Genomic DNA, 22,975 nt, shown 5'->3' on the forward strand with positions numbered 1-22,975 from the left:
GATGAGCGGCGCCAAGCCGATGAAGGACCCCCTCGACCTGATCGACCTCGCCTCCGTCCTCACTGAGGAAGAGCGGGAGATCCAGGCCACGGTCGCCAAGTTCCTCGCCGACCGGGTGCGCCCGCACATCGGCGAGTGGTTCGAGAACGCCCACTTCGCCCGCGAACTCGCGCCGGAGCTGGGCAAGTTGGGTGTGCTCGGCATGCACCTGGAGGGCTACGGCTGTGCCGGGACGAACGCGGTCTCGTACGGGCTGGCCTGCCTGGAGTTGGAGGCGGCGGACTCCGGCTTCCGCAGCTTCGTCTCCGTGCAGGGTTCACTGTCGATGTTCTCCATCTGGAAGTGGGGCTCGGAGGAGCAGAAGCAGGAGTGGCTGCCCCGGCTCGCCGCCGGTGAGGCGATCGGCTGCTTCGGGCTGACCGAGCCCGACTTCGGCAGCAACCCGTCGGGGATGCGCACCAAGGCCGTCAGGGACGGGGGCGACTGGGTTCTCAACGGTTCCAAGATGTGGATCACCAACGGCGGCATCGCCGACGTGGCCACCGTCTGGGCGCAGACCGAGGAAGGGGTGCGCGGCTTCCTCGTGCCGCGCGGCACCCCTGGCTTCACCACCCAGGACATAAAGCAGAAGATGTCGCTGCGCGCCTCGATCACCTCGGAGCTGTACTTCGACAACGTACGGCTGCCCGACGCCGCGCGCCTGCCGCTCGCGGAGGGCCTGCGCGGACCGTTGTCCTGTCTGAACGAGGCGCGCTTCGGCATCCTGTTCGGCGCGGTCGGCGCGGCCCGTGACTCGCTCCAGGCGGCGATCGAGTACGCCGACTCGCGCGTGCAGTTCGACAAGCCGATCAGCGCCTTCCAGCTCACCCAGAAGAAGCTCGCCGACATGAGCGTGTCACTGGGCACGGCGGCACTGCTCGCCGTCCACCTCGGCCGTCTGAAGGACCAGGGCCGGATCCGGCCCGAACAGATCAGCGTCGGCAAGCTCAACAACGTCCGGGAGGCGATCGCCATCGCCCGGGAGTGCCGCACCGTCCTCGGCGCCAACGGCGTCTCGCTGGAGTACTCGCCGCTGCGCCACGCCAACAACCTGGAGTCCGTCCTCACCTACGAAGGCACGAGCGAGATGCACACGCTGGTCGTCGGCCAGGCGCTCACCGGCCACGCGGCCTACCGCTGAACGGTCCCACGCCCCGGTTCCGGACGCGGGGAGCGGCCTCCCGCGTCCGGAACCGGATTCCACAGCGCTCCTGTTCCATTCCGTACCGTCCCGTCAGGGAGCGAGAACTCATGGTTCGTTCGGCATCCCCCGCAGCCTCCGTCGCCTCGCTCGACGATGCTCGTGACGACGTCCGCCGGGTGGGCGTCGTCGGCGCGGGACTGATGGGCAGCGGCATCGCGGAGGTGTGCGCCCGCGCGGGGCTGGACGTGGTCGTCCGCGAGACCGGGCACAGCAGGGCCGCCGCCGGACAGCGGAGAGTCACCGCGTCCCTCGACCGGGGCGTGCGCCGCGGCAGGCTCACCGAGGCCGACCGCGACACCGCACTTCACCGGATTCGGTTCACCACGGATCTGGCGGACATGGCAGATCGCGACGCGGTCATTGAGGCGGTCGCGGAAGACGAGCAGGTGAAGACCGACGTGTTCACCGCCCTCGACAAGGTGGTGACCCGCCCGAGCGCGATTCTGGCGACCAACACCTCCTCCATCCCGATCATGAAGCTCGCGATGGTCACGAGCAGGCCGGACCAGGTCATCGGCATCCACTTCTTCAACCCGGTGCCGGTGCTGGAGCTCGTCGAACTGGTTCCCTCGCTCCTGACCAGCAGCCAGACCCGGCGCCGAGCCGAGAACTTCGTCGTCGGCATGCTCGGCAAACAGGTCATCGGCTCCCAGGACCGGGCCGGCTTCGTCGTCAACGCCCTCCTCGTGCCGTACCTGCTCTCCGCGATCCGGATGCTCGAGTCGGGCTTCGCCTCCGCCGACGACATCGACAACGGCATGGTGCTCGGCTGCGCCCACCCGATGGGGCCGCTGCGGCTGGCCGACCTGATCGGCCTCGACACGCTCAAGGCCATCGCCGACTCCATGTGCGGGGAGTTCAAGGAGCCCCTGCACTCCCCGCCTCCGCTTCTGCTCCGCATGGTCGACGCCGGGCTGCTCGGCAAGAAGACCGGCCGCGGATTCCACGACCACACCCGTCAGGGGGCGCCGCAAGGAACCATCGTCGTCCCCGTCAGCCAGGTTCCCGAGACCGGTCGGTAGCGCACCCTTTCCGAGGCGGTCGCATCCGGGACCGCGCAGCCTCGGACCTGGTCACCAGCGGGTCTTGGGCCCGGGACCCGACGGCGCGCGGTAGCGCGCCTGGAGTACGCTGACACCCTTCCGTGACTCCTGTCCGGGCTTACCGGACTCGGCTGGGCGGTACGGCGAGCGGGTCAAAGGTGTTGCCGGGCCGCGCGTCGTCGACGCTGTTCGGCCGGGTCCGCGACCGGAGTGGCGAGCAACAGCTTCTGGGGGTACGGATGTTGAGGGACCGAGGTGACATCGCCCGCCGGTCCGGTCTCGACGATGTCGCCCCGGTGGATGACGCTCACGCGGTGGCTGATGTGTCGGATGACGGGCGACGAAGTGGGCTTGGGTGGCCGGAAGTCGATGTCGGGCGGCACAGGCGTTGTTCATTCAACGGTGCCGCTCTGTCGACGCGAGCGGAGTCCATGCAGCATGGCCGGTCAGGTCTTCCCCAGGTCAGTGAGCCGCTGAACGGACAGGGAGCGAGCCATGTCCAGCCATGACAGGAATATCCAGGTCGAGCCCGAGGCCTCGTACTGCCCTTACCCGCTGTACACCGAACTGCGAGAGCGAGGCGTGACCTTCGTCGAGGAGGCGGGCGCCTTCATGGTCACTCGGGCCGAGGACGTCGACACGGTGCTGCGTGACGTCGAGACGTTCTCGTCGCGCGACGCCATCGGCCTCACGCCGACCGAGCCGGGGAGTGAGCCGACGGGGCCAGGGTTCTATCTGGTCGACACGGATGCGCCGGAACACAGCCGGCGCAGGCGGTTGGCGGCCAGGGCGTTCACGTCCGGCCGGGTCGCTCCTTTTGAGCCGCAGATCCGGGCGATGTGCGTGGAGCTGATCGAGGGCCTGCGGGGGCGGGACGAGGTCGACTTCGTGGCCGACTTCGCCGTGAAGCTGCCCATCGCTGCCATCGCCACGGTGCTGGGCGTCGAGGAAGCGGACACCGCTGCGATGCGGCGGCTGTCGGAGAAGGTGCTTTCCGTCCTCGGAGACGCGCCCGACCCGGTCGGCTTCGCGCGGGCCTGTGAGGAGTTCGGTGCGCTCCTGGCGCCGGCGTTGGAGGCCGCGGCCGGCGTGGAGCAGGAGACCACCATCCTGCACACGATCGCAGCCTCCGGGCTCGGCGCGGAGGACGCCATGCGGTTCGTCATCGAGTTGCTGTTCGCCGGCAACGTGACGACCGCCGATGCCATCAGCAGCAGCACCAGGCTGCTGGCCGAGGATGAGCGGCTGGCCGACCGGTTGCGGCGGGAGCCGTCGCTGCTGGTGCCGTTCGTCGAGGAGTCACTGCGCCTGGAATCGCCCGTTCAGGGGCTGTTCCGGACCGCGACCCGTGACACCGAGATCGGCGGCAGCCCGATTCCGGCCGGCGCCCGCCTCCTGGTGGGTTTCGGAGCCGGCAACCGTGACCCGAAGCTGGTAGAACGGCCCGACGAGCTGGACCTCGATCGTGTCTCGCCGCACTCGCACTTCGCGTTCGGCCGGGGAGCGCACACGTGCCTGGGACACGCCCTCGCCCGCCTTGAGGTGCGCGTCGCCCTGGAGGTGCTGCTGGGCACGGTGCGACGCTTCGAGTTGGCGGTCCCACCGGAGCGGCTCGACTACCAGCGCATCCTCAGCGTCAGGCATCTGCAGTCCCTGCCGCTTCGCCTGTACTGGTCCTGAGGGACCGAACCGTCTCCCAGAGTGTCCCGGACGCTCAGGTACCCGACCTCGCCGAGGCCGGGTCCGAGCCGGAGGGACTTTCGTGGTGAAGCCGGGACGGGTGGCGGCAGGCCATCGCCACCGGTCCCGGCTTCACCGGGTCCGGGGTTGTTCACCGCCGGGCCGGACACGCCTGAACGGAAGGGCGTGTCCGGCCCGGCGAGTGTCAGTCGCCCGGGTGGGAGAGCTCGATGTCGTGGCTTTCCACCCCCGAGCCGTGCACGGTCAGATGGGTGGCCTTCGGCGGGTAGCCGGCCGCCGTGACCGTGTACTCGCCGCCGTCGAGGTCGGTGAAGGCATAGCCGCCGTCCTCGCCGGTGGTCGCGGTGGCCACCACGTTGCCGGCCGTGTCGATGAGCGTGACCCGCGCGTCGTTCAGCGGCCGGCCCGCGGCTTGGACCAAGCCCCGCACGTGCAGGCCGGGGGAGAGTTCGAGCTCGGTCCCGGTGACGCCCTGCGCGGCGATCTCGACGGGCAGCGCGATCGGCCGGTAGCCGGCCGCGGTCACCGCGAGGGTCAGCTGACCGGGCACCAGCTCGGCGAAGCCGAAGGTGCCGTCCGCATCGGTCGGCCCGGCGGCGAGCACATCGCCGCGCACGTCGGCCGCGACCACCATGGCTCCGGCGACCGGCGTCCTGTCATCGGCCGACCTGACCGTGCCTACCAGGCCGCTGGTGCCGGAGAGCAGGATGTCGTACGAGACCGGTTCGTCGCCGACCACGACCGTGGACGCCTGCGGCTGGTAGCCCTCGGCGGAGGCGATGAGCACGTAGCTCCCCGCGCCGGGCGCGTCCACCGCGTACGCACCGTCCGAGTGGGCCGCCATGCGGCCCACCTGCCGCCCGCCCAGCGAGATCAGGGTGATGACCGCCCGCGGCACGGGTGCCGACTCGGCGCCGATGACGTGCCCGCTGACCGGGACACCGGCGGAGGACCGGACGGCGACCGGGCTCGGTACCTTCGTGTCGTTCTCGGTGTGCTCGTGGGTCCCGCTCTCGTGCTCGTGGGTCCCTTCCTCCCGGCCTCGGAGGCCGAATGCGGCCAGGGCGGCGCCCACGAGGGCGAGGATGCCGGTGACCAGGACGGCGGTGTGGACGCCGTTCATGAACGCGGTGTGGCTGCCCTCCACCACCGCCGCCCGGAGCTGGGCCGGCATCGCGTCGGAGACCGGGGCGACGCCCATCGCGACCGCGTCCTTCGCCTCCTCGAAGCGAGCGGCCGCCGAGTGGGGCACGCCGGCGTCGGTCAGGGAGTCGGTGAGCGTGGAGCCGACGCGGCTGCTGATGAGGGAGACCAGCACCGAGGTGCCGAGCGCGCCCCCGACCTGGAGCGAGGTGGCCTGCAGGCCACCCGCGATGCCGCCGTCCTTGACGGGGGCGTTGCCGACGATCGCGTCGGAGGACGCGGCCATCACGATGCCGACGCCGAGACCGAGCGCGACGAACGGCGGCCACATGGCGGCGTACGAGGAGTCGGCGCTCCACGCGAGCATCATGAACGCGGCACCGGCCTGGAGCACCATCCCCAGCGGCATGGTCAGGCGAGGGCCGAACTTCTCGGTGAGCTTCGCGCCGAGCGGCGAGGCCAGCATCGAGGCGAGGCTGAGCGGCAGGGTGCGCACACCGGACTCGACGGGCGTGAAGCCGTGCACGTTCTGCAGGTACAGCATCACGAAGAAGATCACGCCGAGCAGGACGAAGAAGTTCAGCGCGGTGACGACCGTACCGATGGTCAGGGCTGGGTTGCGGAACAGCCGCATGGGGAGCAGGGGGTGGGCGACGCGGGTCTCGTACCAGCCGAAGAGGACCAGGACGACGACACCGCCGACGATCGCGCCGAGCGTGTCGGCCGAAGTCCAGCCCCACGTCTCGCCCTTGACGACGCCGAAGACGACGGCAAGCAGTCCGAGCGCGAGCAGCACGACGCCGGGGACGTCGAACTTCTCGCTCGCCGCCGCCTCGTTCCTGGACTGCGGCAGCACCACGAGACCGAAGACCAGGGCGATCACCCCGATGGGGGCGTTGATGTAGAAGACGGACTCCCAGTTGACATGCTGGACGAGCAGTCCGCCGACGATCGGGCCGAGCGCGGTGGCGACGGACGAGATCATCGCCCAGATGCCGACCGCCATGCCGAACTTCTTCGGCGGGAACACCGCGCGCAGCAACGCCAGGGTGTTGGGCATGAGCATCGCGCCGAAGAGGCCTTGCAGGGCCCGGAAGGCGATGACACCCTCGACCGAGCCGGCGAGGCCGATCGCGACGGACGCGAGGGTGAATCCGACGACACCTACGAGGTAGAGGGTGCGGCGCCCGAAGCGGTCGCCGAGCTTGCCGCCGAGGATGAGGGCGGCGGCGAGGGCGAGCAGGTAGGAGTTGGTGACCCACTGCAGTTCGGCGGTGGTGGCGCTCAGGTCGCGGGCGATCTCGGCGTTGGCGATCGAGACGACGGAGCCGTCGAGGCCGACCATGAACAGGCCGAGCCCGACAGCGATCAGCGTCAGCCAGGGGTTGGCGCGAAGACCGCGGGGGTGGGGGTCGGACACGGGAGGGGGCGCTGTGGAAACAGCGGTGACAGACATGTGTGAGCTGTCCTCGGGACGTGCGGCGCGCGGCTGGGGCGCGTGGACATGTGGGGCGAGCTGTGTGAGGGCTCGGCAGGGGGCAGCACACCCAGCCCTGCCGCAGCAGCGGCAGGGGCAGTAGGCGTACGGGAGCCGGACCGAACGGTCAGGCGGCGGAGTGGTCGCGCAGGCGCCGGGTGAGAGCCTCGAGGGCGCCGAGCGCCGAGCCGAGGGCGTCGCGGTCGCCGTCGGTGAGAGTCCGCAGCGCGGCGGCGAGCTGTCGCGCCGCGACGTCCTCGGCCTGGCGGATGCGGTGACGCGCCTCGGCGGTGACACGCAGGTGCGCTACGCGCTTGTCGGTGTCGTCCTGGTGCCGTTCCAGCAGGCCCGCGTCGGTGAGGCGGGTGACCAGGGCGCTGACGTTGTTCGGCATCATCCGCAGCGCGTCGGCGGCCTTGTGGACGGTCGCGCCGTCGTGCTCGGCGACGTACTGGAGCAGGGCCAGCTGCCGCTCGGGGAGCTTGGGGTAGGGCAGTCGCCGGTCGATGCTCTGTTTGACGTACCGGTTCAGCGCGGGCAGGCACGCCACGAGGCCTGCGGCCACCTGGTCGACGCCCTGGCTCGGAGGAGCCTCACTGATTCCGGTCACGACTCCAAGTTACCTATGACAAGAAACCTATGTCAAAATACTAATTTCCCGTGACGGTCGGACCGGCTCCTGGCAGCCACCTGATCATCCATACGTTGCCCCAGATCAGGGAGGAAAGTCCGGCTGTCTGTCCTGCCGGCGCTCCGGAGCCTCGTCGGTCGGCGCCTTCGGCGGCCGGGCCGACCGCTGAAGAACTCACGATCGAGTGATCCCCCAGCTCTACCGCGCGGCTCCGGTGAGGGAGCGCAGGTCGACGGCCATCTCGCCGCCGGACTCAGCCAGGAGGCCGCTGAGAGAGCTCCCACATCGACGAGCCCCCTCAGCGGCGCGTGCCTCCACCGTCCGCGACGACGATCTGCCCCGTGATGAACGCGGCGTCGTCGGAGGCGAGAAACGCCACGACGCCCGAGACGTCGGCCGGCATCTGCACACGCTTGATGTTCTGCATCTGCACGGTCTGCTCGAAGAAGAACTCGCTCGTCTTCTCCGCGGCCGTGGCCGTGCGGACCAGGCTCGCCGCGACGCCGTTGACGGTGATGTCGTGAGCGGCGAGGTTGGCGGCCAGGACAGAGGTGAACCCGTTCAGCGCGCCCTTGGCGGAGACATAGGAGACGAACGGAGGCGGCGGAGTCCAGTAGCTCGAGGACGTGATGTTGATGATCCGTCCCGACCCGGACTCCTTCAGGTCGGGCAGGAACGCCCTGGAGGCCAGGAAGGGTCCGTCCACGTTGACGGCGAAGGTGCGACGCCATTCGTCGAAGGTCACGTGGTCGAAATCGGCCAGCAGAACGACCGCCGCGTTGTTCACCAGGATGTCGGCGGCGCCGAGCTCACGTCGGACCCGGGCGGCGAACCCGTGGATCGCGTCCTCGTCCGAGACGTCGACCTTGTCGCTGAAGAATCGCCGACCGGTCTCCGCGACGAGGTCCCGCGTCTCGTCGGCCGGATCGATGTCCGCGACCGCGATGTCCGCTCCCTCCGCCGCGAGCCTGCGGGCGATCTCCTGCCCGATGCCCGTACTGCCCCCGGTCACGACGGCGGTCCTGCCCGTCAGCTTCCCAGCCATGGGTCACTGCTCCTTCCGGTGCTTCCGGGCGGCCGCGACAAGGCCGTCCTCCAGGGATGGTGCGCTTCGAGACGGCGGATCAGTGGCGGATTGTTCGTCTAATGGACATGACCGTTGAGCTGGGCGGGGGTCATTCCTACCTTGACGCTGCTCGACGGTCGGCCACCGCGCCGAGCGTCCTGAATCAGGTCAGGTGGAAGGGCGGCGCGGAGGTAGTCCGCAAGGCTCAGGGGCGGCACGGCAGCGGTGTTGCCGGGATGACCGCGACAAAAGCACCCATAAAGGTTCCGGCAGCGGACGCCGGTTCCGACAGCAGCGCTTTGCGCCAAGGAGTCGTCCATGGTTCAGATCGAGTCGCCCAAGGCGGCAGAGGGAGAGGGTGGCAGATACACCCTGACCTCGGGCACCCTGGTCGCGGTGGTTCTCGCCGTCTGCCTCGCGCAGATGGCCCTCGCCGTCCCATCACTCATCAACGGGCTGATCCAGCAGGATCTCGCGCCCTCCTCGGCCCAACTGACGTGGATCACCGACGCCTTCATGCTTCCCGTGGCGGCACTGGAGCTGGGCTTCGGCGTGTTCGGTGACCTGTTCGGCCGTAAGCGTCTGCTCGTGGGGGGCGCCGCGCTCATCGCGCTCGGCTCGACCCTCGCAGTCCTGGTGCCGGGTTCGGGATACACGAGCGACACCCGGGTGACGTTGCTGATTGTTGCCCAACTCCTCAGCGGCATCGGGGCCGCGGCCATCTTCCCGACGAGCCTCGCCATGGTGGCGGCCGGCACGCACACCACCGCCACCCGCGCGCGTGGCGTGGCGATCTGGGCCGCCGCACTGTCGATCGGCGGCTTCCTCGGGCCGCTGCTGGCAGGCCTCTCCACCAAGATCCACAGCGGCTGGGCCGGGAACGCGAACTGGCGCTGGGCCTACGTCGGTGTCCTCGTCATCGCCGCGGTGAGCGCGCTCCTGTCGCTGGCCGTCGCCCGCAACTCCTCCTCGCCCGAGGGCCGATCCCTCGACTGGCCGGGGCAGATCACTTCCGCGCTCGGTCTGTTCGCTCTGCTGTACGCCGTGATCCAGGGCTCCGAGAGCGGCTGGGGGAGCCCGCAGATCGTGATCGCTTTCCTCGCCGCGGCCGTGCTTCTCGGGTTGTTCGTCTTCGTGGAGAACCGCGCGGACGCTCCGCTCCTTCTCCTGAGCGTGTTCAAGAACCGGGCGTTCGCCGTGAACTCGGTGGTCACCGTGATCGGGATGTTCGGCTTCCTCGCGATCATGTACTCGACCAGTATCCGCCTCACCATCATCCAGGGAATCAGCCCGCTGAAGGCCTCCGTCGCCTACCTCTTCTTCGGAGGCATCGGCCTCGTGCAGCTGCCCCTCACCTCCAAGCTGCTCGAGCGGTACAACCCCCGGTGGGTGCTCTTCACTGGCCTGACCCTCATCGGCGCCAGTGGGCTGTGGTTCGCCGCCATTCCGACCAGCAACCGGGCACTGTCCTCCATCTTCGGGCCGCTTATCCTCGCCGGTGTCGGCTCGGCATTGGCCTTCGCCGCCATCAGCGCGGTCGCGGTCAACACGTTGCCCAACCACCTCGCCGGCATGGCAAGCGGTGCCACGAGCACGTTCCGGGACCTCGGGTTCGCGCTCGGCCCCGCGATCATGGGCGCTGTCGCACTGAGCCAGGCCGCCAAGGAGATCTCCCGCAACCTGGCCGACAATCCGACCCTGAGCAAGGCCTACGCGGCTTTCCAGGCCGCTCCGGCCCATGCTCCCGCGGATCAGAAGCCGCAGTTGGAGGCGGCGGTGCACGCCGTGGGCTCGGGCCCGCTCGGCGCCAACTCGGTGCCGGGCAGCATTACTTCGCCGGACGGTCACGTCATCCCCTTCAACCCACTCAAGGACGTCGCTTTCCACGCCCTCAGCAGCAGCTACTCCCTGGCGTTCGTGCTCGGTGGCGTGGCCGCTCTGGTGGCGGCCGCACTCACCCTCGTGGGCGGGCACGGCGGCGTGGACCAGGTTCATCTCGACGACGACCCGCACACCCTCGACGGCTGACCACTGACGAACGCGTCGGCGCGGGAACGGACGGGCCGGTCAGGACAGCTGGAGCGCCCGCCGCGACACCTCACAAGGAGCTGTTGCGGCGGGCCACGGCGTACAGGAGACAAGGATCAACACACACGCTCGGACAGGAGTCGAACAGTGACCGCGACATACCCGGAGACGAGCGGGAACGACATTCACATACCGGCCACGGTCGCCGAGGCGGAGACCGCGTGGCTCGTCGCGATCACGAACGGCGACGAGGAAAGGCGTGAACCAATGCTCCCCGACTGCGTGATCGTTCGCGGCCCGGTCGGGAGTGTCCATGAACGGGAGCGTTTCCTCGGCTACAAGGTGTCCATGGAAGCCATGGTCCAGGCGGAGACCAGCGAGGTGACCTGTCCGGAGCGAGGCGGACGGGCCATCATGACGTGATTCCAGAAGATGCACATCCGGCGCCTGCCCGACCTGCCGCCGTTCCCGGTGAAGGCCGCGGCCATCAGGGTGTGATTCTCGACCGACGAAGGCTGGCGACTCGGCCACATGCAGCTCTCCCGGCGGCAGACGTCGGCATGACGTGCCGCTTTCCTCGCCGTGCGAGAAGTCACGAGGTGCGAATAGGGATGCCCGGCCTCCAGCCGAGACTCCTTGACAATCCCAGTCCGCTCGCGACCAGCGACGGAACGGCCGCTTGCAGCTTGATCGAGCCCGCGGCCACCACGACGGAGAGAGCCGCGACGACCTTTCCGCGGCCGTCGACGATGCGCGTCGCGACCGACTCGGCCCCTTCGCTCAGCTCTTCCTTGACGACCACCATTCCGGTCGAGCGACAGGACGCCAGTTCGTCACGGAGTTCGGCCGGGTCCACGATCGTCTTTGGAGTGAAGCGCCGCAGCCTGCCCGCCAGCACCTCATCGATGAAGGCCGGACTGCTGTGGCTCAGAAGCACCTTGCCCACACCTGAGCAGTGCAAGGGCAGAAGGCCGCCGACCTGCGAGGTCAGACCGACTGCGTTGACCGCCGAGAGCCGCTCGATGATCACGGCCTGGTCGCCTTGGAGAACAGCCAACTGCACATGTTGGCGAAGTGCCGTGTACAGGTCCTCCACGAACGGCTGGGCGGCGCTGCGCAGCGTCTCGGTGCGTGGGGCGAGGGTCCCGAGGCGCCACAGCGCAAGACCGATCGCGAAGCGATTGTCGCTGGTGCGCTCCAGAGCGCCTGCCTCCACGAGTTCGAGGGCGAGGCGCCTGGCGGTGGCGTGCGGCATGCCGGTGCGCCTGACCAGGTCGGCGAGGGTCAGCTCGGTGTTGTCGGGGTCAAAGGCGAACAGCAGATCCCAGAGTCGGGAGCTGACGGTGCGTCCTGGCTCGTTCGCGCGAGGCATGAGCCTCTCCTTCATCATGTACGGCCCCGACCACTCTACCTTCTATGTTCGTTGGATGGACGAAGCAGTTCTTTCAGTGCGTACTTTGCCGAACTCTTGCAGGCAGCCAGTTACCCCTCGCCAGAGGCCCACGGGAGTGAAAGAGCATGATGAGTACGGAAGCAGGCCCCAGGATCGCGATCCTCGGTGGCGGCATCGGAGGCCTCGCTGCCGCGGCCTTCCTCCGCGACAAGGGCTTCCACAGTGACGTCTACGAGCAGGCCGCCGCCCTGACCGAGGTCGGTGCCGGCCTGGTGATCGCCCCCAACGCCGCCCGCCTGCTCCGGCGTCTCGGCGTGCTGGACCGGTTCATCGAGCGCGCGGTGCAGATGGAGATCGGCTGGGAGTTCCGGCGCTGGGAGAACGGCGCCGTCCTCTCCGCGGAGAACCTTCAGGACGGGTGCAAACGCCTGTACGGCGAGCACACCTACGCCGCCCATCGCGCCGACCTGCTGGCCGCCCTGAGGTCGGCTGTCCCCGAGCACTCGCTCCATCTCGGCAGGCGCTGCGTCTCGGTCGAGTTCGAAGGCGACCAGGCGGTGCTGCGGTTCGAGGACGGCGAAACGGTTCGCCCGGACATCCTCATCGGTGCCGACGGCGTCCACTCACGCGTGCGTGGCGCCATCGTCGGGCCGACTCAGGCCAGGGAGTCGGGCATCTGCGCCTTTCGTGCCCTCGTACCGGCGCAGAAGGCACCAGAGTTCGCCAGGCGGCGCGCCCAGACCCTCTGGATCGGCCCCGACCACCACCTCGTGCACTACCCGGTCTCCGGCGAGGAGTACGTCAACCTCGTCGCCTTCGCACCGGCCGGGGCGAGCAGTGTCGAGTCGTGGACGGCCACCGCGACGCTCGAGGAACTGCTTGATGAGTTCGATGGCTGGGATCCGCGTCTGGTGGAGCTGATCCGGTCGGCCGACACGCCGGGGCGCTGGGCGTTGCTCGACCGCGAGCCCCTCGACCACTGGAACCGCGGCAACGCGACCCTGCTGGGCGACGCGGCCCACCCGATGTTCCCGTTCTTCGCCCAGGGTGCTGCCCAGGCGATCGAGGACGGCGCCGTCCTGGCCCTCTGTCTCGCGGAGGACCCGGACAACCCGTTGGCGGCGCTGGGGCGCTACGAAGAGCTCCGTCGACGCCGCACGGCTCGCCTGCAGGAGGTGTCGCACGGAAGGTCCCACATCAACCACCTTCCGGATGGCCCTGAGCAGGAGGCCCGCGACCTGGCGTACTCGCAGGCCGACCCGCTCAGGGCGAACGGCTGGATCTACGAGTACGACCCCGAGGTCGCCGTCTCGGCCTCGGTGTGAACCAGCCCCGGGAGGCACATGTGCCTCCCGGGGCCGGACAGCCGATCGCGGTATGGGGCATCGGAGGCGATGGCGGCTACACCGGCGGTGGTCCGGCGCGTGAGGGATACCGATCGGTGCCTGCCGACGCGGTTACGTAACGAGGAATTCAGGCGAGTCCGATTTGCCGCATGAAGGTCAGCTGGTCGTAGATGATGAATTCCTCGTCCATCACACCGCGCCTGTTCCAGATGCCGACGGTGACCATGTTGATGGCGTATTTCTTGCCGGTGGGCGGGATGAAGCCGCCATTGCCGTCGGGCATGGGCCGGGTGAACGTGCCGGTGGAGACTCCGGTCACGGCGGTGAAATTGTCCTTGGCCACTCGGATCGGATGCTGTTTGGTGCGGGAGTCGGGGGCGAAGATGAAATTGAACTTCATGTCCTCGATGTGCCTGGCCAGGCCGTCGGTGTAGTGTCCGTCGGGCCAGTGCGCGCGGACGTTCTCCGAGTGGCTTTCGCGGACCCGGTCCCACTGCTGGCCGGAGTAGACGACGAAGTCCAGCTCGTCGAAGGTCTCCAGATTGCGCCGCTCCTCGCGGGTCAGGTGCTTGGGGTAGCCCAGCGACTCCCCGGTCTCGGCCGGGTTGCCCATCAGTGCGGGCAGGACCGATGCGAACGCCGGGTCGCTGCCGCTTTCCACTGCGGTGATGGCAAGGGCGCCCGCGGCGACAGCTCCGCTGCCGCGGAGCACAGCACGACGATCGATCATGTGATTCCTCCTTGAAGTAACGCCGTCTCGAACTCGCCGCGGCTTCGAATCCACAATGGCGCGGCGCTGGAAACAAGACGTTCGAACTTGAACTACAGGCGGAAGTTAGCAGGTAGTTCCAACTTGAACAAGTGGTAAGTTGGACCTATGAACGAATCCAAGTGGCTGAACCAGCGCGAGCATCAGGCGTGGCGCACGTTCATCACCGCCAGCACCCTGCTCAACCGTGTGCTCGACCAGCAGTTGCGCACCGATGCCGGGCTATCCCACGTGCAGTACGGCATCTTGACCCGCCTCGCCGACATCCCCGACGGGTCGATGCGGATGCTGGCGCTCGCGGAAGCGTTGGGGCTCACCAAGAGCGGCCTGACCTACCAGATCGTGCAGCTGGAGAAGGAGGGCCTGGTCAGTCGCAGAGCCAGCTCCACTGACGACCGCGGAGTGATCGCCACCATCACTCCGCTCGGCATGGAGGTCATGGGCCGCGCGGCACCCGGTCACGTCCGCCTGGTCCGCCAATTGGTGATCGATGCCCTCACCCCACAGCAACTGGAGGTTTTGGGCGAAATCTTTGCCGAGGTTCAATGCCGGATCGTCGAGCGCGAGACGTAGCTCGCGGACCGGTTGATGACCGGGTGCCCCTGCCATGGCTGTCAGCCGTGTCGGCGTCCTCGGTGCCGCACGGGCGTGGCGGTCGGCAGGACAGCCGACAAGGCGGGCCGCCGTCGTCTCGATTTCGGCCTGGCGGACGTGCTGGCCGGCTGGACGGGTAGCGACGCGTGGCCGGTGTCTGGTCGAAACGAGGCGATCGCCGCGGAAGGGCTGAAGCCGCCGCATCACACCGTCCTCGCGGCAGTGTCCCAGTACTGGCCGGTCGCCAGGCGGACTGTGCGACCGGCTGAGCTGCCACTGCCTGGAACGACATATCGACGAGCAGTACACGGCGCTCGGCTGAGGCGTCCGGCTCCAGTCCGCCGTGCTCAGGACGCCGGAAACCTGACATCGCTTCTGTGAGCAGCCCTAATGGCCCATGTCTTCTTCGAAACCGAACAAGGCATTGGCCATCCAACGAACACAGCCGTTGTCGTCACCCTGGCCACATCCGAGAATGCGGCGCGGACGGCCCGAGATGCGGGCTGTGTCCTCAGCGACTTCTGTCGAAACCTAAGTACGTCCCGAAGGGCGGATCATCGAATGGCACCCGCAACCGGTAGTGGGCTCGTCGTGCGAACTTTGCAGCGAGCCGGAGTCAACGTCGCCTTCGGCCTGCCCGGAGCACACATCGACCCCGTTCTCCAGGAGGCCAAGGACGCCAAGCTGCGGGTCGTCGACGTGCGCCACGAGATGAACGCCGGTCACGCGGCCGAGGGCTATGCACGGGTCACCGGGGACCTGGGTGTCGCCGTCGTCACGGCAGGGGGCGGTTTCACCAATGTGCTGACCTCGATCGCCAACGCGTATCTGGACCGGACCCCCGTGCTCTACATCGCAGGATCCGGTCCCCTCGAGACGGACGAGGTCAACGACCAGCAGGCCGGATTCAACCAGGTCGCCATGGCCGCCCCGGTGACCAAGTTCGCGCACCGCGTCACCCGTACCGAGCTGATCCCCCGCCTGGTCGCCCAGGCGATCCGCACCGCGCAGTCGGAGCCCAAGGGTCCAGTGCTCCTCGATATCCCCTGGGACGTCCTGCGTCAGACGGTCGACATCGACGAGTTCGAGGACTACCGCGTCGAGATCGACGGCACCGGCATCGCTCCCGCCGGCGGTGTCGACCGGATCATCGAGGCGATCGGCGCCGCCCAGCGGCCGATCGCGCTGGTCGGCAAGTCCTTCGTCACCGCCGACGCACGGGCGCAGTTGCACGAGTTCGCCGCCCGTACCGGAGTGCCCCTCTTCTCCGACTGGGAGGGGCTCGGCGCGATCGTTGGCTCCGAGCAGCACGTCGGTCTCGTCCAGACCCTGGCCACCGTCCCCGAGGACGAGCGGCCCGACCTGGTCCTTTTGCTTGGGCTGCGCTTCGGGATGACGACACAGTTCGGCACCGGCCGCCTGCTCCCGAAGAGCGCGCGGATCTTCCAGATCGACCCCGACGGTCGTGAACTGGGCCGTCTGCAGGATGTGGAACTCGGCATCCAGGCCGATCCGATCGGCACGCTCGGCCTGCTGAACGAGCGCCTGGGCGACAGCCCCGTGCCCTCCGGGCGCGGTGACTGGCTGGCCACCCTGCGGGACATCTCGGCCGCTCGGCGCTCGGCACTCGCCGCCGAGACCGAGGAGCACGAGGACGACGCGATCCACCCGTACCTCGCGGTCCGCACGATCGCCGAGAGCGTCCCCGACCAGGCCACCGTGCTCGTCGACGGCGCCCTGACCGAGCTGTGGCTCTCTGAGACGATCGCGCTCGCGCCGCTGGCCCACTACCTCGGGCACGGCTACCTCAGCTCGATGGGGAGCAACCTCGGCGTGGCCCTGGGAGCGCAGTACGCCGCCCAGGACAAGGCGACGATCCTGGTCACCGGTGACGGTGCTGTCGGCTACAGCCTCGCCGAGTTCGACTCCCTCGTCCGGGCGGGACTCCCGGTCGTCGTGATCGTCCTCAACAACCAGGCATGGGGCGCCACACTGCACACCCAGCAGTTCTTCTACGGACAGGACCGCGTCACCAACAACCGCCTGGAGAACGGCTCCTACAGCGGGGTGGCACGAGCTCTCGGTGCGGACGGAGTCGACGTCACAGAGCTCGACCAGCTCCGCCCGGCGATCGAGGCCGCCCTCGCCACACGCCGGCCGACGTGCATCGACGTACGCGTGAGCCTCGCGCCCATTCCGCCGGAGGAGCGTGTCCTGAACGGCGGAGCTCCGTTCGGCGGCATCGAGATCGACGCGTGAGCCGTCCCTGACCCCCACGAAGGCAGGCCATGAAGGACACGACTGACGCCGGAAGCCACGACCTGGCCGTCGAGGACCGGCGTCAGCGTTTCCTCGGGAAGACCTGCCTCGTCACCGGCGGCAGCGGGGGGCTGGGTCTGGCAGCCGCACGGGCGTTCGCACGTGAGGGCGCACACGTGATCATCATCGCGCGGGACCCGGAGCAGCTGAAGGCCGCGAGCGATCTGATCGGCGACGGCACGATCGCCGTGGCAGCCGATCTTTCATCGTCGGCCGGCATCAAAGCCGCGGTCACGGAGGTCGCCGCGCGGGTCGATCACGTCGATGCCGCCTTCCTCAACGCCGGGCAGGAGGGCGTCAAGCCCCTCGATGACATGGACGAAGCGACCTGGGACGCGGTGTTCGAAACCAACGTCAAGGGCTCGTTCTTCCTCGTGCAGGGTCTGAGGCCCCTGCTCGCACCCGGCGGGGCCGTCGTCTTCTGCAGCTCGGCAGCCGGCCGAAGGGCCGGAGCGGGAATCGCCGCCTACGGAGCCGGCAAAGCCGCGCTGGAGCACCTGACACGCATTCTCGCCGCCGAAGTCATCGGCGAGGGAATCAGGGTCAACATGGTCATTCCGGGCGGCACGAACACCGACATCGCCGACCGCACGACGGGCCTTCCGCCCAGCGGAGCCGAGGCCTTCCGGGCACGGGTCAGGGCCAGCACTCCCATGCTCCGACAAGGCGAACCGGACGAGCTCGCCGACGCCGTGCTCTTCCTTGCCTCGTCCGAAGCCGGTTACATCACCGGCGCGACGCTTCCGGTGGACGGCGGCGCCACCGGCTTCACCCGCCCGCCGACGTAGCGGAGACGGCCACTGTCGATTTCACCACCCGCGTCACTGGACCCGAGCGAGGACGACCACCACGGAGGCTCCCTTCGGTCAACCGACCGACGCCCTCATCCAGGTCGCGTACGCGGTCCCGGACCTCGCCGCCGGGGTGCGTTGGTGGACCGACGAACCCGGCGTTGCGCCCCGGTGCGTGAACTGGAGGGGCGCCGGCGAGGATTCTGCCTACCGGGTGAGCCGGGGAGGGCTGAGTTCACCATCGGCCTCGCCTTCTCGGGGCAACATGATGGTCCAACTCGTCCAGATTCTCGACGACGGGCCATCGATCTGAAGAGGTCGAACGTCGCGAGGCGAGCGGAGCGCCGGTGCGTTTTCACGATCGTGCCCCACGGGGCGGGGTCTTCTTCCTGGGCACCGATGAAGACGCCCCGGGGATGGTCGAGCGCGTCCAGGACAACGGGATCACGTGGGATCTTCATTTCCCTTTGGCGGGAATCAGTCGACTGGGACGGGGCGCGGCCTCTGCGCGACTTCGCGGAGTTGCTGCCGGCCTGACCACGGGGCCGGTGCCCGTCACCGGCCTCGTGGTCGCGACGCGATGCGCCTTCCCGCGAAGCACATGCGAACGCTGTGGACGACCGGGGTCGTCCACAGCGTTCGCCGATGTTGAGAGGCCCTGGCGGGCTACTGTCCGTTGGTGAGTTCGATGTAGGTGTTGCCGGTGACCGGGCGGTTGTCGTAGGTGCCGGTGACGGCGGCGCTGCCTTCGTAGCCAGGTGCGGGGACCGTCAGTTCCTGGTCCTCGGCGTAGACGGTGACCTTCAGCTTGGCGTCCTCGCCGGGGATGGTGACCTTCCAGCGGGTGGGGTACTTCTTGCCGGTGGCCGGGCTGGTCCAGAGGGTGGACTCGTCGGGTGTGAGGGTCGCCTCGGCAACGGTCTGGGTGCCGTCGGGCTTCAGGATGGTCGCGAAGTCGATCTTCTTGCCGTCGTACTTCTGGTTCCAGACGCTGATCTTGTCGCCGTTGGACAGGTTGAGGTTCATCCAGGACCAGGAGCGCTCGCCCGCGGTGAGGTTGGGGAGGGGGCCCCACTGGCGGTCCACCCAGGACTGCCCGCGGACCTTCTCCGTGTGGCCGCCCAGGGTCAGGGTCCCGGACGTGTCCACGGTGGGCAGGGCGTACTCGTAGTTCCCGTACTTAGCGTCGCCGAACATGGGGAAGTATCCCGTTCCCATGTTGTAAAGGGTGCTTCCGCGGGGGCGCAGCGTGACGTCGATGGTCCCCTCGGGGACCTTGGCGTGCAGCTTCATCGCCTTGGCGTCGCCGGTCCAGGTGAGGTTGTCGGTGTGGATGTCCACGCCCTGCTTGTCGGAAAGGCCCGTCCCCGCAGGCAGGGGGAGCTCCGACTTCGTGTACCAGCCGGTGTCCTCGTTGACGATCGACACCCTGGTGATGGCGCCTCCCTCGCCGAAGCTGGAGTTCAGGTAGTGGGCCAGGAACCCGTACCGGTGGCCTCCGGCGGTCACGTGCGCGGTCACGTACCAGGACTCGTTGGACTGGCCGGGGTGGTAGCTGAGGTCTGCGGCGGGGTCGATGAGGACCGGGAGGCCGGTCTGGGTCAGCCCCTTCGTGGAGGCGGTGCGGTGCGCTGCGGTCGGGTCGGCCGCCGTCGTCGCAGTGGCCGGTCCTCCTGAGGCAAGGGTGAGTGAGGCGATGAGCGCGGAGGCGATGGCGGCCGCGCCGACAGTGGTCTTACGCATGGTGGCTCCTAGGGCGGAGGTTCCGCACGGATGCACAGAACCCTTGAGTGAACGAAACTGTTTCGTACTGTCGATGGATGTGATCAGGTGCTGGAGGAAGCCTGTTGTGCGAGGAGGTGGGGTGATCGGTGGGCGACCGCCCGATGGTGTGGGTGACGGGCCAGGGGCGTGCCGTAGAGACGGCCCCCTGCGATATCCGACAGGTGTCAGTTTATCTGCTGCCGGGCAGATGTCAACCGTGCTCAGATGGGTCGATCCGGGCAGCTACGCTGGTCAGACCGGCGTGCACGCCCGTACGGCCGGCTTTAGGAGGACACGTGGGAGGCAGCACCACTAGACGCCCGGGGCGCCCCGGCGCGGATTCCGCCGCGGTACCCGCGGAGCGGGACGTCCTGCTGCGGGGCCTGGAGGCGTTCTCGGAGTTGGGCTACGACCGTGCCTCGGCGCGGGAGCTCGCGCGCCGTCTCGGGGTCAGCCACACCTTCATCAACGACCGCTACGGGTCCAAGGCGGCCTTCTGGCGTGCGGTGGTGGACGCCGCGCTCGGGGATCAGCTGACGCGCATGGCGCCGGCCCAGCCCGGGAGCGATGACGGGGACGTGGTGCGGCAGTTCGTCACGGAGTTCTACCGCGTCAACATCGGCGAACCGTACCTGGCCTTGCTGCTGGCGGATGAACTCGCACGGGACACCGAGCGGTTGGACTATCTCTACCAGCGTTACATCGAGCCGACGCTGGCCCTCGTTGTGCCCAGTATCGAGAGGCTGATGGCATCCGGGAGCATGGCACGGGTCCCGATGGACGTCCTGTTCTTCGCCATCATCGCTCCCGTGGCAGGACTGGTGCAGGAGCCATTCGCCCGGCGCCTGGGCCGCCCCGAGCAGCTGTCACAGACGGAACGTCTCGCCAGGGCGGAGGCCCTGGCGAGACTGGTGGTGGACGGCCTGCTGGCCCCGGGCGACGCGAAGCACCGGTCGTCAGTGTGAGAAGGCGCCAGGGCCTGCCTTCCCGGTCGGGAAGGCAGGCCCTGGCGGACACCCGTAGGGGCGAGGACGATGTGTCATACGCCCGTAGGGGCGAGGACGATGTCGAAGCGCACCCGGCTCCACGTGCCGTCGATGACGCGGCCGTCGGGCGTCGGCGTACCGGCGGGCTGCCGCTCGAACCGCTTGATCAGTGAGTCCTTCACGCCGAAGACGGTGTCCTTGCGGCCGATGGGGTCGCCCTCGGGGAAGATGTGGGTCACCAGCGTGCGCCCGCCTTCGTGGGACACCATGAAGTGCAGGTGGGCGGCGCGCAGGGGTGAGCGGCCGACCGCGTCGAGCATCTTGCCGACGGGTCCGTCGTTCGGGATGGGGTACGGCGTCGGGGTGAGGCCCCAGAAGCGGTAGCCGCCGTCGGCAGCGGAGAAGAGGTGCGCCCGGCCGGCGCGTTTGCCGGCCTCGTACTGGACGTCGTACAGCCCGTCCTCGTCGGCCTCCCAGACCTCGATCAGCGCGCCGGCGAGCGGGGTGCCGTCGGTGTCGGTGACGGTGCCCTCGACCCAGCAGGGCTCGCCGGGGGCACCGAAGGCGAGGTCACCGCCGAGATCGATCGCGGGGGAGTCCTCGACGAAGAACGGCCCGAAGACGGTCGCCTCGGTGGCGCCCTTGTAGGCCTGGTTGTTGACGTTGATGGTCTGCATGCTCGCGCCGAGGGTGTCGGACAGCAGGATGAACTCCTGGCGGACCTCGTCGGTGATGTGCCCGGCCTTGGTGAGGAAGTCGATTGCCGTCCCCCACTCCTCCTCGGTCAGCCGGACCTCTCGGATGAAGGAGTGCACATGCCTGACCAGGGAGGTCATCAGTTCCTGCAGCCGCGGGTCCTCGCAGAGGTCGAAGGAGGCCACGACGTTGTCGACGAGCTGCTGCTCGACCGCCTGCTGCTCCGGCGACACCTCGCGGTAGATCGCGCCGTGGGTACCGGTCTGGGCCGAACCGGGGTTGACGTAGGTAGCCATGACGGCCTCTTCCTTCAGTTGATCGGTTCGCCGGCCCACGCCGCCTCCAGCAGCAGGGTCAGGTTCGCATAGGTGACGGGGGTGGGATTGTTGGCCGGGATCGCCTTCATGACCGGCCCCAGCGCCTTGGCGATGCCGTCCTGAGGCATGCCGTAGTCGCGCAACGCCCTCGGCGCGTCCAGCACCTCGCGCAGGGCGGCCAGGCCGTCGCTCGCCGTCCGTGAGCCGAAGGCCTGGGCGACACGTGCCTCCGCCTCGGGGGCGTGCGGGGCGTTGAAGTCCAGCACGTAGGGCAGCACGACCGCGTGGGTCTGTGCGTGCGGGAGGTTGAACATGCCGCCGAGGACATGGCAGATCTTGTGATGCATCCCGGAGCCGGCCGAGGCGAACGCGACAGCGGCGAGGTAGGCGCCGTACAGCGTCTGCTCGATGCCCTCGACGCTGGTCGAGTCGTTGGCCACCGCGGGCAGGCCGGTCGCCAGCGCGCGGATGCCCTCCTGCGCCAGCGCCCGGTCGATCGGGTCGGCACGCGGGCCCCACATCGAGTCCACGCAGTGCGCCATCGCGTTCAGGCCGCTGGCCACCGTCATCTCGCCGGGCAGCGTGGTCAGCAGAGCGGCGTCGTAGACGACCGACGCGGGCAGCACCCTGTCGTCCACGCCGGTGGTCTTGGTCTCACCCTCGGTCAGACCCCACACGTTGGTCGCCTCGGAGCCCGCGTAGGTGGTGGGTACCGCGACGATCGGCAGCCCGGTGGTCAACGCCACCGCCTTGGCCAGACCCGTGGTCGAGCCGCCGCCGACGCTGACCAGGATGTCCGCGCCCGCGTCGGCCGTCGCCCGGAGGGCTCGCGCCGCGACCTCGACCGGTACGTGCATCACGACTTCCTCGTGACGCAGCACGACCGGGATCTCCTTGGCGATCGGGTCGGCCAGCTCCTTCTCGCGGTCCGACGCGATCAGCATGACCTTGGAACCGCCGAGTGCCTCGACCTCCGCCGCCACGGCGGCGGGCGAGTCCCCTGCCGCGAACACCACCCGCTGGGGAAGGGTTTGGTGGGTGAACTTCATCAGGCCTCCGCCAGCCATTGCTTGCCTTCGCCGTAGAGCTGCTCGACGGCTGTGCCGGTGAGACCGGGAAGCCCGTCCTTCACCGTGAAACCCGCCTTGGTCTGCAGGTATGCCAAGTGCCGGTAGCCGGTCGGGAACCGGTTGAGGAGCTCGGGATCCAACGTCAGTGAGGCAGCGGGATCCACGACGTCGAGCCGGTCCTTCTCGTAGATCGGCTGCCGGCGCACGAGGGTCCAGCGCCCCTCGTAACGGGAGAGGAAGTCGTAGAAGCGGCCGGTGCAGACGACATCGACGTCGACGCCGTCGACGTTCGCGCGCTGGTTGATGGTCATCTTCGTCTGGGCGATGGCCCGGTCGCCGACGATGTCCGCGGTGTGGCCACCGAGGAAGTGGAGGATGCTGACGCCGTTCTCGAAGCCTTCGCGGCTGGCTTTGATGAAGTCGGTGGCGCTGCCCTGGAACCAGGTGGCGTTCATCCAGCCGTCGCGCGGATGCCAGAGGGTGGCGAAGCGGTCCCAGTCTCCGGCGTCGCGCCACAGCGCCCAGTTCTCGGTGAGCCGCCGGATCTCGTGGCGGTCGTTGTCGGCCTGCGACATGGTTCGATCTCCGATCGATCTCG

The 22,975-nt window shown here is 68.7% G+C and carries 19 protein-coding genes and 2 pseudogenes; 10 read left to right on the plus strand and 11 right to left on the minus strand.

All coding sequences use genetic code 11. The features are described from left to right. Position 1 precedes the first annotated feature (1 nt). Both ACGFNV_RS01890 and ACGFNV_RS01895 read left to right on the plus strand, forming a co-directional pair. Positions 2-1,180, plus strand: a complete 1,179-nt coding sequence (locus ACGFNV_RS01890) for an acyl-CoA dehydrogenase family protein (protein ID WP_393618579.1) — start codon at positions 2-4, stop codon at positions 1,178-1,180. Positions 1,181-1,290: 110 nt separating this feature from the next. Continuing rightward, complete coding sequence (locus ACGFNV_RS01895; RefSeq protein WP_393618580.1) at positions 1,291-2,265, plus strand: 3-hydroxybutyryl-CoA dehydrogenase; 975 nt, start codon at positions 1,291-1,293, stop codon at positions 2,263-2,265. Between the two features lie 173 nt (positions 2,266-2,438). Here ACGFNV_RS01895 and ACGFNV_RS01900 read toward each other — a convergent pair. Then, positions 2,439-2,621, minus strand: a pseudogene (locus ACGFNV_RS01900) (peptide ABC transporter ATP-binding protein); the annotation flags it as partial. A 160-nt stretch (positions 2,622-2,781) separates the two neighbouring features. On the opposite strand from ACGFNV_RS01900, the gene ACGFNV_RS01905 reads away from it, so the two are divergent. Then, positions 2,782-3,966: a cytochrome P450 gene (locus ACGFNV_RS01905; RefSeq protein ID WP_393618582.1), complete on the plus strand. Its 1,185-nt coding sequence runs from the start codon at positions 2,782-2,784 to the stop codon at positions 3,964-3,966. A gap of 205 nt (positions 3,967-4,171) precedes the next feature. On the opposite strand, the gene ACGFNV_RS01910 is transcribed toward ACGFNV_RS01905, so the two are convergent. The 4 genes and pseudogenes from ACGFNV_RS01910 to ACGFNV_RS01925 form a co-directional block, all read right to left on the minus strand. Further along, positions 4,172-5,050: a collagen binding domain-containing protein gene (locus ACGFNV_RS01910; RefSeq protein ID WP_393619973.1), complete on the minus strand. Its 879-nt coding sequence runs from the start codon at positions 5,048-5,050 to the stop codon at positions 4,172-4,174. Continuing rightward, a pseudogene (locus ACGFNV_RS01915) lies at positions 5,030-6,586 on the minus strand (MFS transporter); the annotation flags it as partial. The pseudogene ACGFNV_RS01915 and the gene ACGFNV_RS01910, both read right to left, overlap by 21 nt. A gap of 148 nt (positions 6,587-6,734) precedes the next feature. Next, positions 6,735-7,217: a MarR family winged helix-turn-helix transcriptional regulator gene (locus ACGFNV_RS01920; RefSeq protein ID WP_393618583.1), complete on the minus strand. Its 483-nt coding sequence runs from the start codon at positions 7,215-7,217 to the stop codon at positions 6,735-6,737. A gap of 319 nt (positions 7,218-7,536) precedes the next feature. Then, positions 7,537-8,283: an SDR family NAD(P)-dependent oxidoreductase gene (locus tag ACGFNV_RS01925; RefSeq protein ID WP_393618584.1), complete on the minus strand. Its 747-nt coding sequence runs from the start codon at positions 8,281-8,283 to the stop codon at positions 7,537-7,539. Positions 8,284-8,622: 339 nt separating this feature from the next. Between ACGFNV_RS01925 and ACGFNV_RS01930 the strand changes: the two genes are divergently transcribed. Both ACGFNV_RS01930 and ACGFNV_RS01935 read left to right on the plus strand, forming a co-directional pair. Further along, positions 8,623-10,332 carry an MFS transporter gene (locus tag ACGFNV_RS01930; protein ID WP_393618585.1) on the plus strand — a complete coding sequence of 570 codons (1,710 nt, stop codon included), beginning with the start codon at positions 8,623-8,625 and terminating at the stop codon, positions 10,330-10,332. Positions 10,333-10,479: 147 nt separating this feature from the next. After that, positions 10,480-10,755, plus strand: coding sequence for a hypothetical protein (locus tag ACGFNV_RS01935; RefSeq protein ID WP_393618586.1), 276 nt, complete (start codon positions 10,480-10,482; stop codon positions 10,753-10,755). 169 nt (positions 10,756-10,924) lie between these two features. On the opposite strand, the gene ACGFNV_RS01940 is transcribed toward ACGFNV_RS01935, so the two are convergent. Then, positions 10,925-11,704, minus strand: a complete 780-nt coding sequence (locus ACGFNV_RS01940; protein ID WP_393618587.1) for an IclR family transcriptional regulator — start codon at positions 11,702-11,704, stop codon at positions 10,925-10,927. A gap of 146 nt (positions 11,705-11,850) precedes the next feature. On the opposite strand from ACGFNV_RS01940, the gene ACGFNV_RS01945 reads away from it, so the two are divergent. Continuing rightward, complete coding sequence (locus tag ACGFNV_RS01945) at positions 11,851-13,050, plus strand: FAD-dependent monooxygenase (RefSeq protein ID WP_393618588.1); 1,200 nt, start codon at positions 11,851-11,853, stop codon at positions 13,048-13,050. Positions 13,051-13,198: 148 nt separating this feature from the next. On the opposite strand, the gene ACGFNV_RS01950 is transcribed toward ACGFNV_RS01945, so the two are convergent. Further along, positions 13,199-13,801: an ester cyclase gene (locus ACGFNV_RS01950; protein ID WP_393618589.1), complete on the minus strand. Its 603-nt coding sequence runs from the start codon at positions 13,799-13,801 to the stop codon at positions 13,199-13,201. Between the two features lie 147 nt (positions 13,802-13,948). Here ACGFNV_RS01950 and ACGFNV_RS01955 point away from each other — a divergent pair, with 147 nt between their 5' ends. The 3 genes from ACGFNV_RS01955 (at position 13,949) to ACGFNV_RS01965 (ending at position 17,541) form a co-directional block, all read left to right on the plus strand. Continuing rightward, a complete protein-coding gene (locus ACGFNV_RS01955) occupies positions 13,949-14,413 on the plus strand; it encodes a MarR family winged helix-turn-helix transcriptional regulator (protein ID WP_393618590.1) in 465 nt (154 codons plus the stop codon). A 582-nt stretch (positions 14,414-14,995) separates the two neighbouring features. Beyond that, on the plus strand, positions 14,996-16,693 hold the full coding sequence (locus ACGFNV_RS01960; RefSeq protein ID WP_393618591.1) for a thiamine pyrophosphate-binding protein: 1,698 nt from the start codon (positions 14,996-14,998) through the stop codon (positions 16,691-16,693). A gap of 29 nt (positions 16,694-16,722) precedes the next feature. Further along, a complete protein-coding gene (locus ACGFNV_RS01965) occupies positions 16,723-17,541 on the plus strand; it encodes an SDR family NAD(P)-dependent oxidoreductase (RefSeq protein ID WP_393618593.1) in 819 nt (272 codons plus the stop codon). A 669-nt stretch (positions 17,542-18,210) separates the two neighbouring features. On the opposite strand, the gene ACGFNV_RS01970 is transcribed toward ACGFNV_RS01965, so the two are convergent. Next, a complete protein-coding gene (locus ACGFNV_RS01970; RefSeq protein ID WP_393618594.1) occupies positions 18,211-19,287 on the minus strand; it encodes a lipocalin family protein in 1,077 nt (358 codons plus the stop codon). 317 nt (positions 19,288-19,604) lie between these two features. Between ACGFNV_RS01970 and ACGFNV_RS01975 the strand changes: the two genes are divergently transcribed. Continuing rightward, complete coding sequence (locus ACGFNV_RS01975) at positions 19,605-20,273, plus strand: TetR/AcrR family transcriptional regulator (protein ID WP_393618595.1); 669 nt, start codon at positions 19,605-19,607, stop codon at positions 20,271-20,273. A gap of 74 nt (positions 20,274-20,347) precedes the next feature. On the opposite strand, the gene ACGFNV_RS01980 is transcribed toward ACGFNV_RS01975, so the two are convergent. Genes ACGFNV_RS01980 through ACGFNV_RS01990 form a run of 3 tightly spaced genes read right to left on the minus strand, consistent with a single transcriptional unit; the run spans position 20,348 to position 22,952 of the window. Continuing rightward, positions 20,348-21,286, minus strand: coding sequence for a dioxygenase (locus ACGFNV_RS01980; RefSeq protein WP_393618597.1), 939 nt, complete (start codon positions 21,284-21,286; stop codon positions 20,348-20,350). Between the two features lie 14 nt (positions 21,287-21,300). Further along, positions 21,301-22,356 (minus strand): maleylacetate reductase, encoded by a 1,056-nt coding sequence (locus tag ACGFNV_RS01985; protein WP_393618598.1) that lies wholly within the window; start codon positions 22,354-22,356, stop codon positions 21,301-21,303. Beyond that, the gene (locus tag ACGFNV_RS01990) at positions 22,356-22,952 is read right to left on the minus strand and encodes a nuclear transport factor 2 family protein (protein WP_393618599.1); all 597 of its coding nucleotides are present in this window, start codon (positions 22,950-22,952) and stop codon (positions 22,356-22,358) included. The genes ACGFNV_RS01985 and ACGFNV_RS01990 overlap by 1 nt, the downstream gene beginning before the upstream one ends. Positions 22,953-22,975 lie beyond the last annotated feature (23 nt).

Source organism: Streptomyces sp. NPDC048751, from assembly GCF_043198595.1.
Classification (GTDB): Bacteria; Actinomycetota; Actinomycetes; order Streptomycetales; family Streptomycetaceae; genus Streptomyces.

Bases quoted from the DNA above. Each gene is read 5' to 3' on its own strand.
- ACGFNV_RS01890 (WP_393618579.1), top strand. From the start codon at position 2: ATGAGCGGCGCCAAGCCGATGAAGGACCCCCTCGACCTGATCGACCTC.
- ACGFNV_RS01895 (WP_393618580.1), top strand. From the start codon at position 1,291: ATGGTTCGTTCGGCATCCCCCGCAGCCTCCGTCGCCTCGCTCGACGAT.
- ACGFNV_RS01905 (WP_393618582.1), top strand. From the start codon at position 2,782: ATGTCCAGCCATGACAGGAATATCCAGGTCGAGCCCGAGGCCTCGTAC.
- ACGFNV_RS01925 (WP_393618584.1), bottom strand. From the start codon at position 8,283: ATGGCTGGGAAGCTGACGGGCAGGACCGCCGTCGTGACCGGGGGCAGT.
- ACGFNV_RS01930 (WP_393618585.1), top strand. From the start codon at position 8,623: ATGGTTCAGATCGAGTCGCCCAAGGCGGCAGAGGGAGAGGGTGGCAGA.
- ACGFNV_RS01940 (WP_393618587.1), bottom strand. From the start codon at position 11,704: ATGCCTCGCGCGAACGAGCCAGGACGCACCGTCAGCTCCCGACTCTGG.
- ACGFNV_RS01945 (WP_393618588.1), top strand. From the start codon at position 11,851: ATGATGAGTACGGAAGCAGGCCCCAGGATCGCGATCCTCGGTGGCGGC.
- ACGFNV_RS01950 (WP_393618589.1), bottom strand. From the start codon at position 13,801: ATGATCGATCGTCGTGCTGTGCTCCGCGGCAGCGGAGCTGTCGCCGCG.
- ACGFNV_RS01955 (WP_393618590.1), top strand. From the start codon at position 13,949: ATGAACGAATCCAAGTGGCTGAACCAGCGCGAGCATCAGGCGTGGCGC.
- ACGFNV_RS01960 (WP_393618591.1), top strand. From the start codon at position 14,996: ATGGCACCCGCAACCGGTAGTGGGCTCGTCGTGCGAACTTTGCAGCGA.
- ACGFNV_RS01965 (WP_393618593.1), top strand. From the start codon at position 16,723: ATGAAGGACACGACTGACGCCGGAAGCCACGACCTGGCCGTCGAGGAC.
- ACGFNV_RS01970 (WP_393618594.1), bottom strand. From the start codon at position 19,287: ATGCGTAAGACCACTGTCGGCGCGGCCGCCATCGCCTCCGCGCTCATC.
- ACGFNV_RS01980 (WP_393618597.1), bottom strand. From the start codon at position 21,286: ATGGCTACCTACGTCAACCCCGGTTCGGCCCAGACCGGTACCCACGGC.
- ACGFNV_RS01985 (WP_393618598.1), bottom strand. From the start codon at position 22,356: ATGAAGTTCACCCACCAAACCCTTCCCCAGCGGGTGGTGTTCGCGGCA.
- ACGFNV_RS01990 (WP_393618599.1), bottom strand. From the start codon at position 22,952: ATGTCGCAGGCCGACAACGACCGCCACGAGATCCGGCGGCTCACCGAG.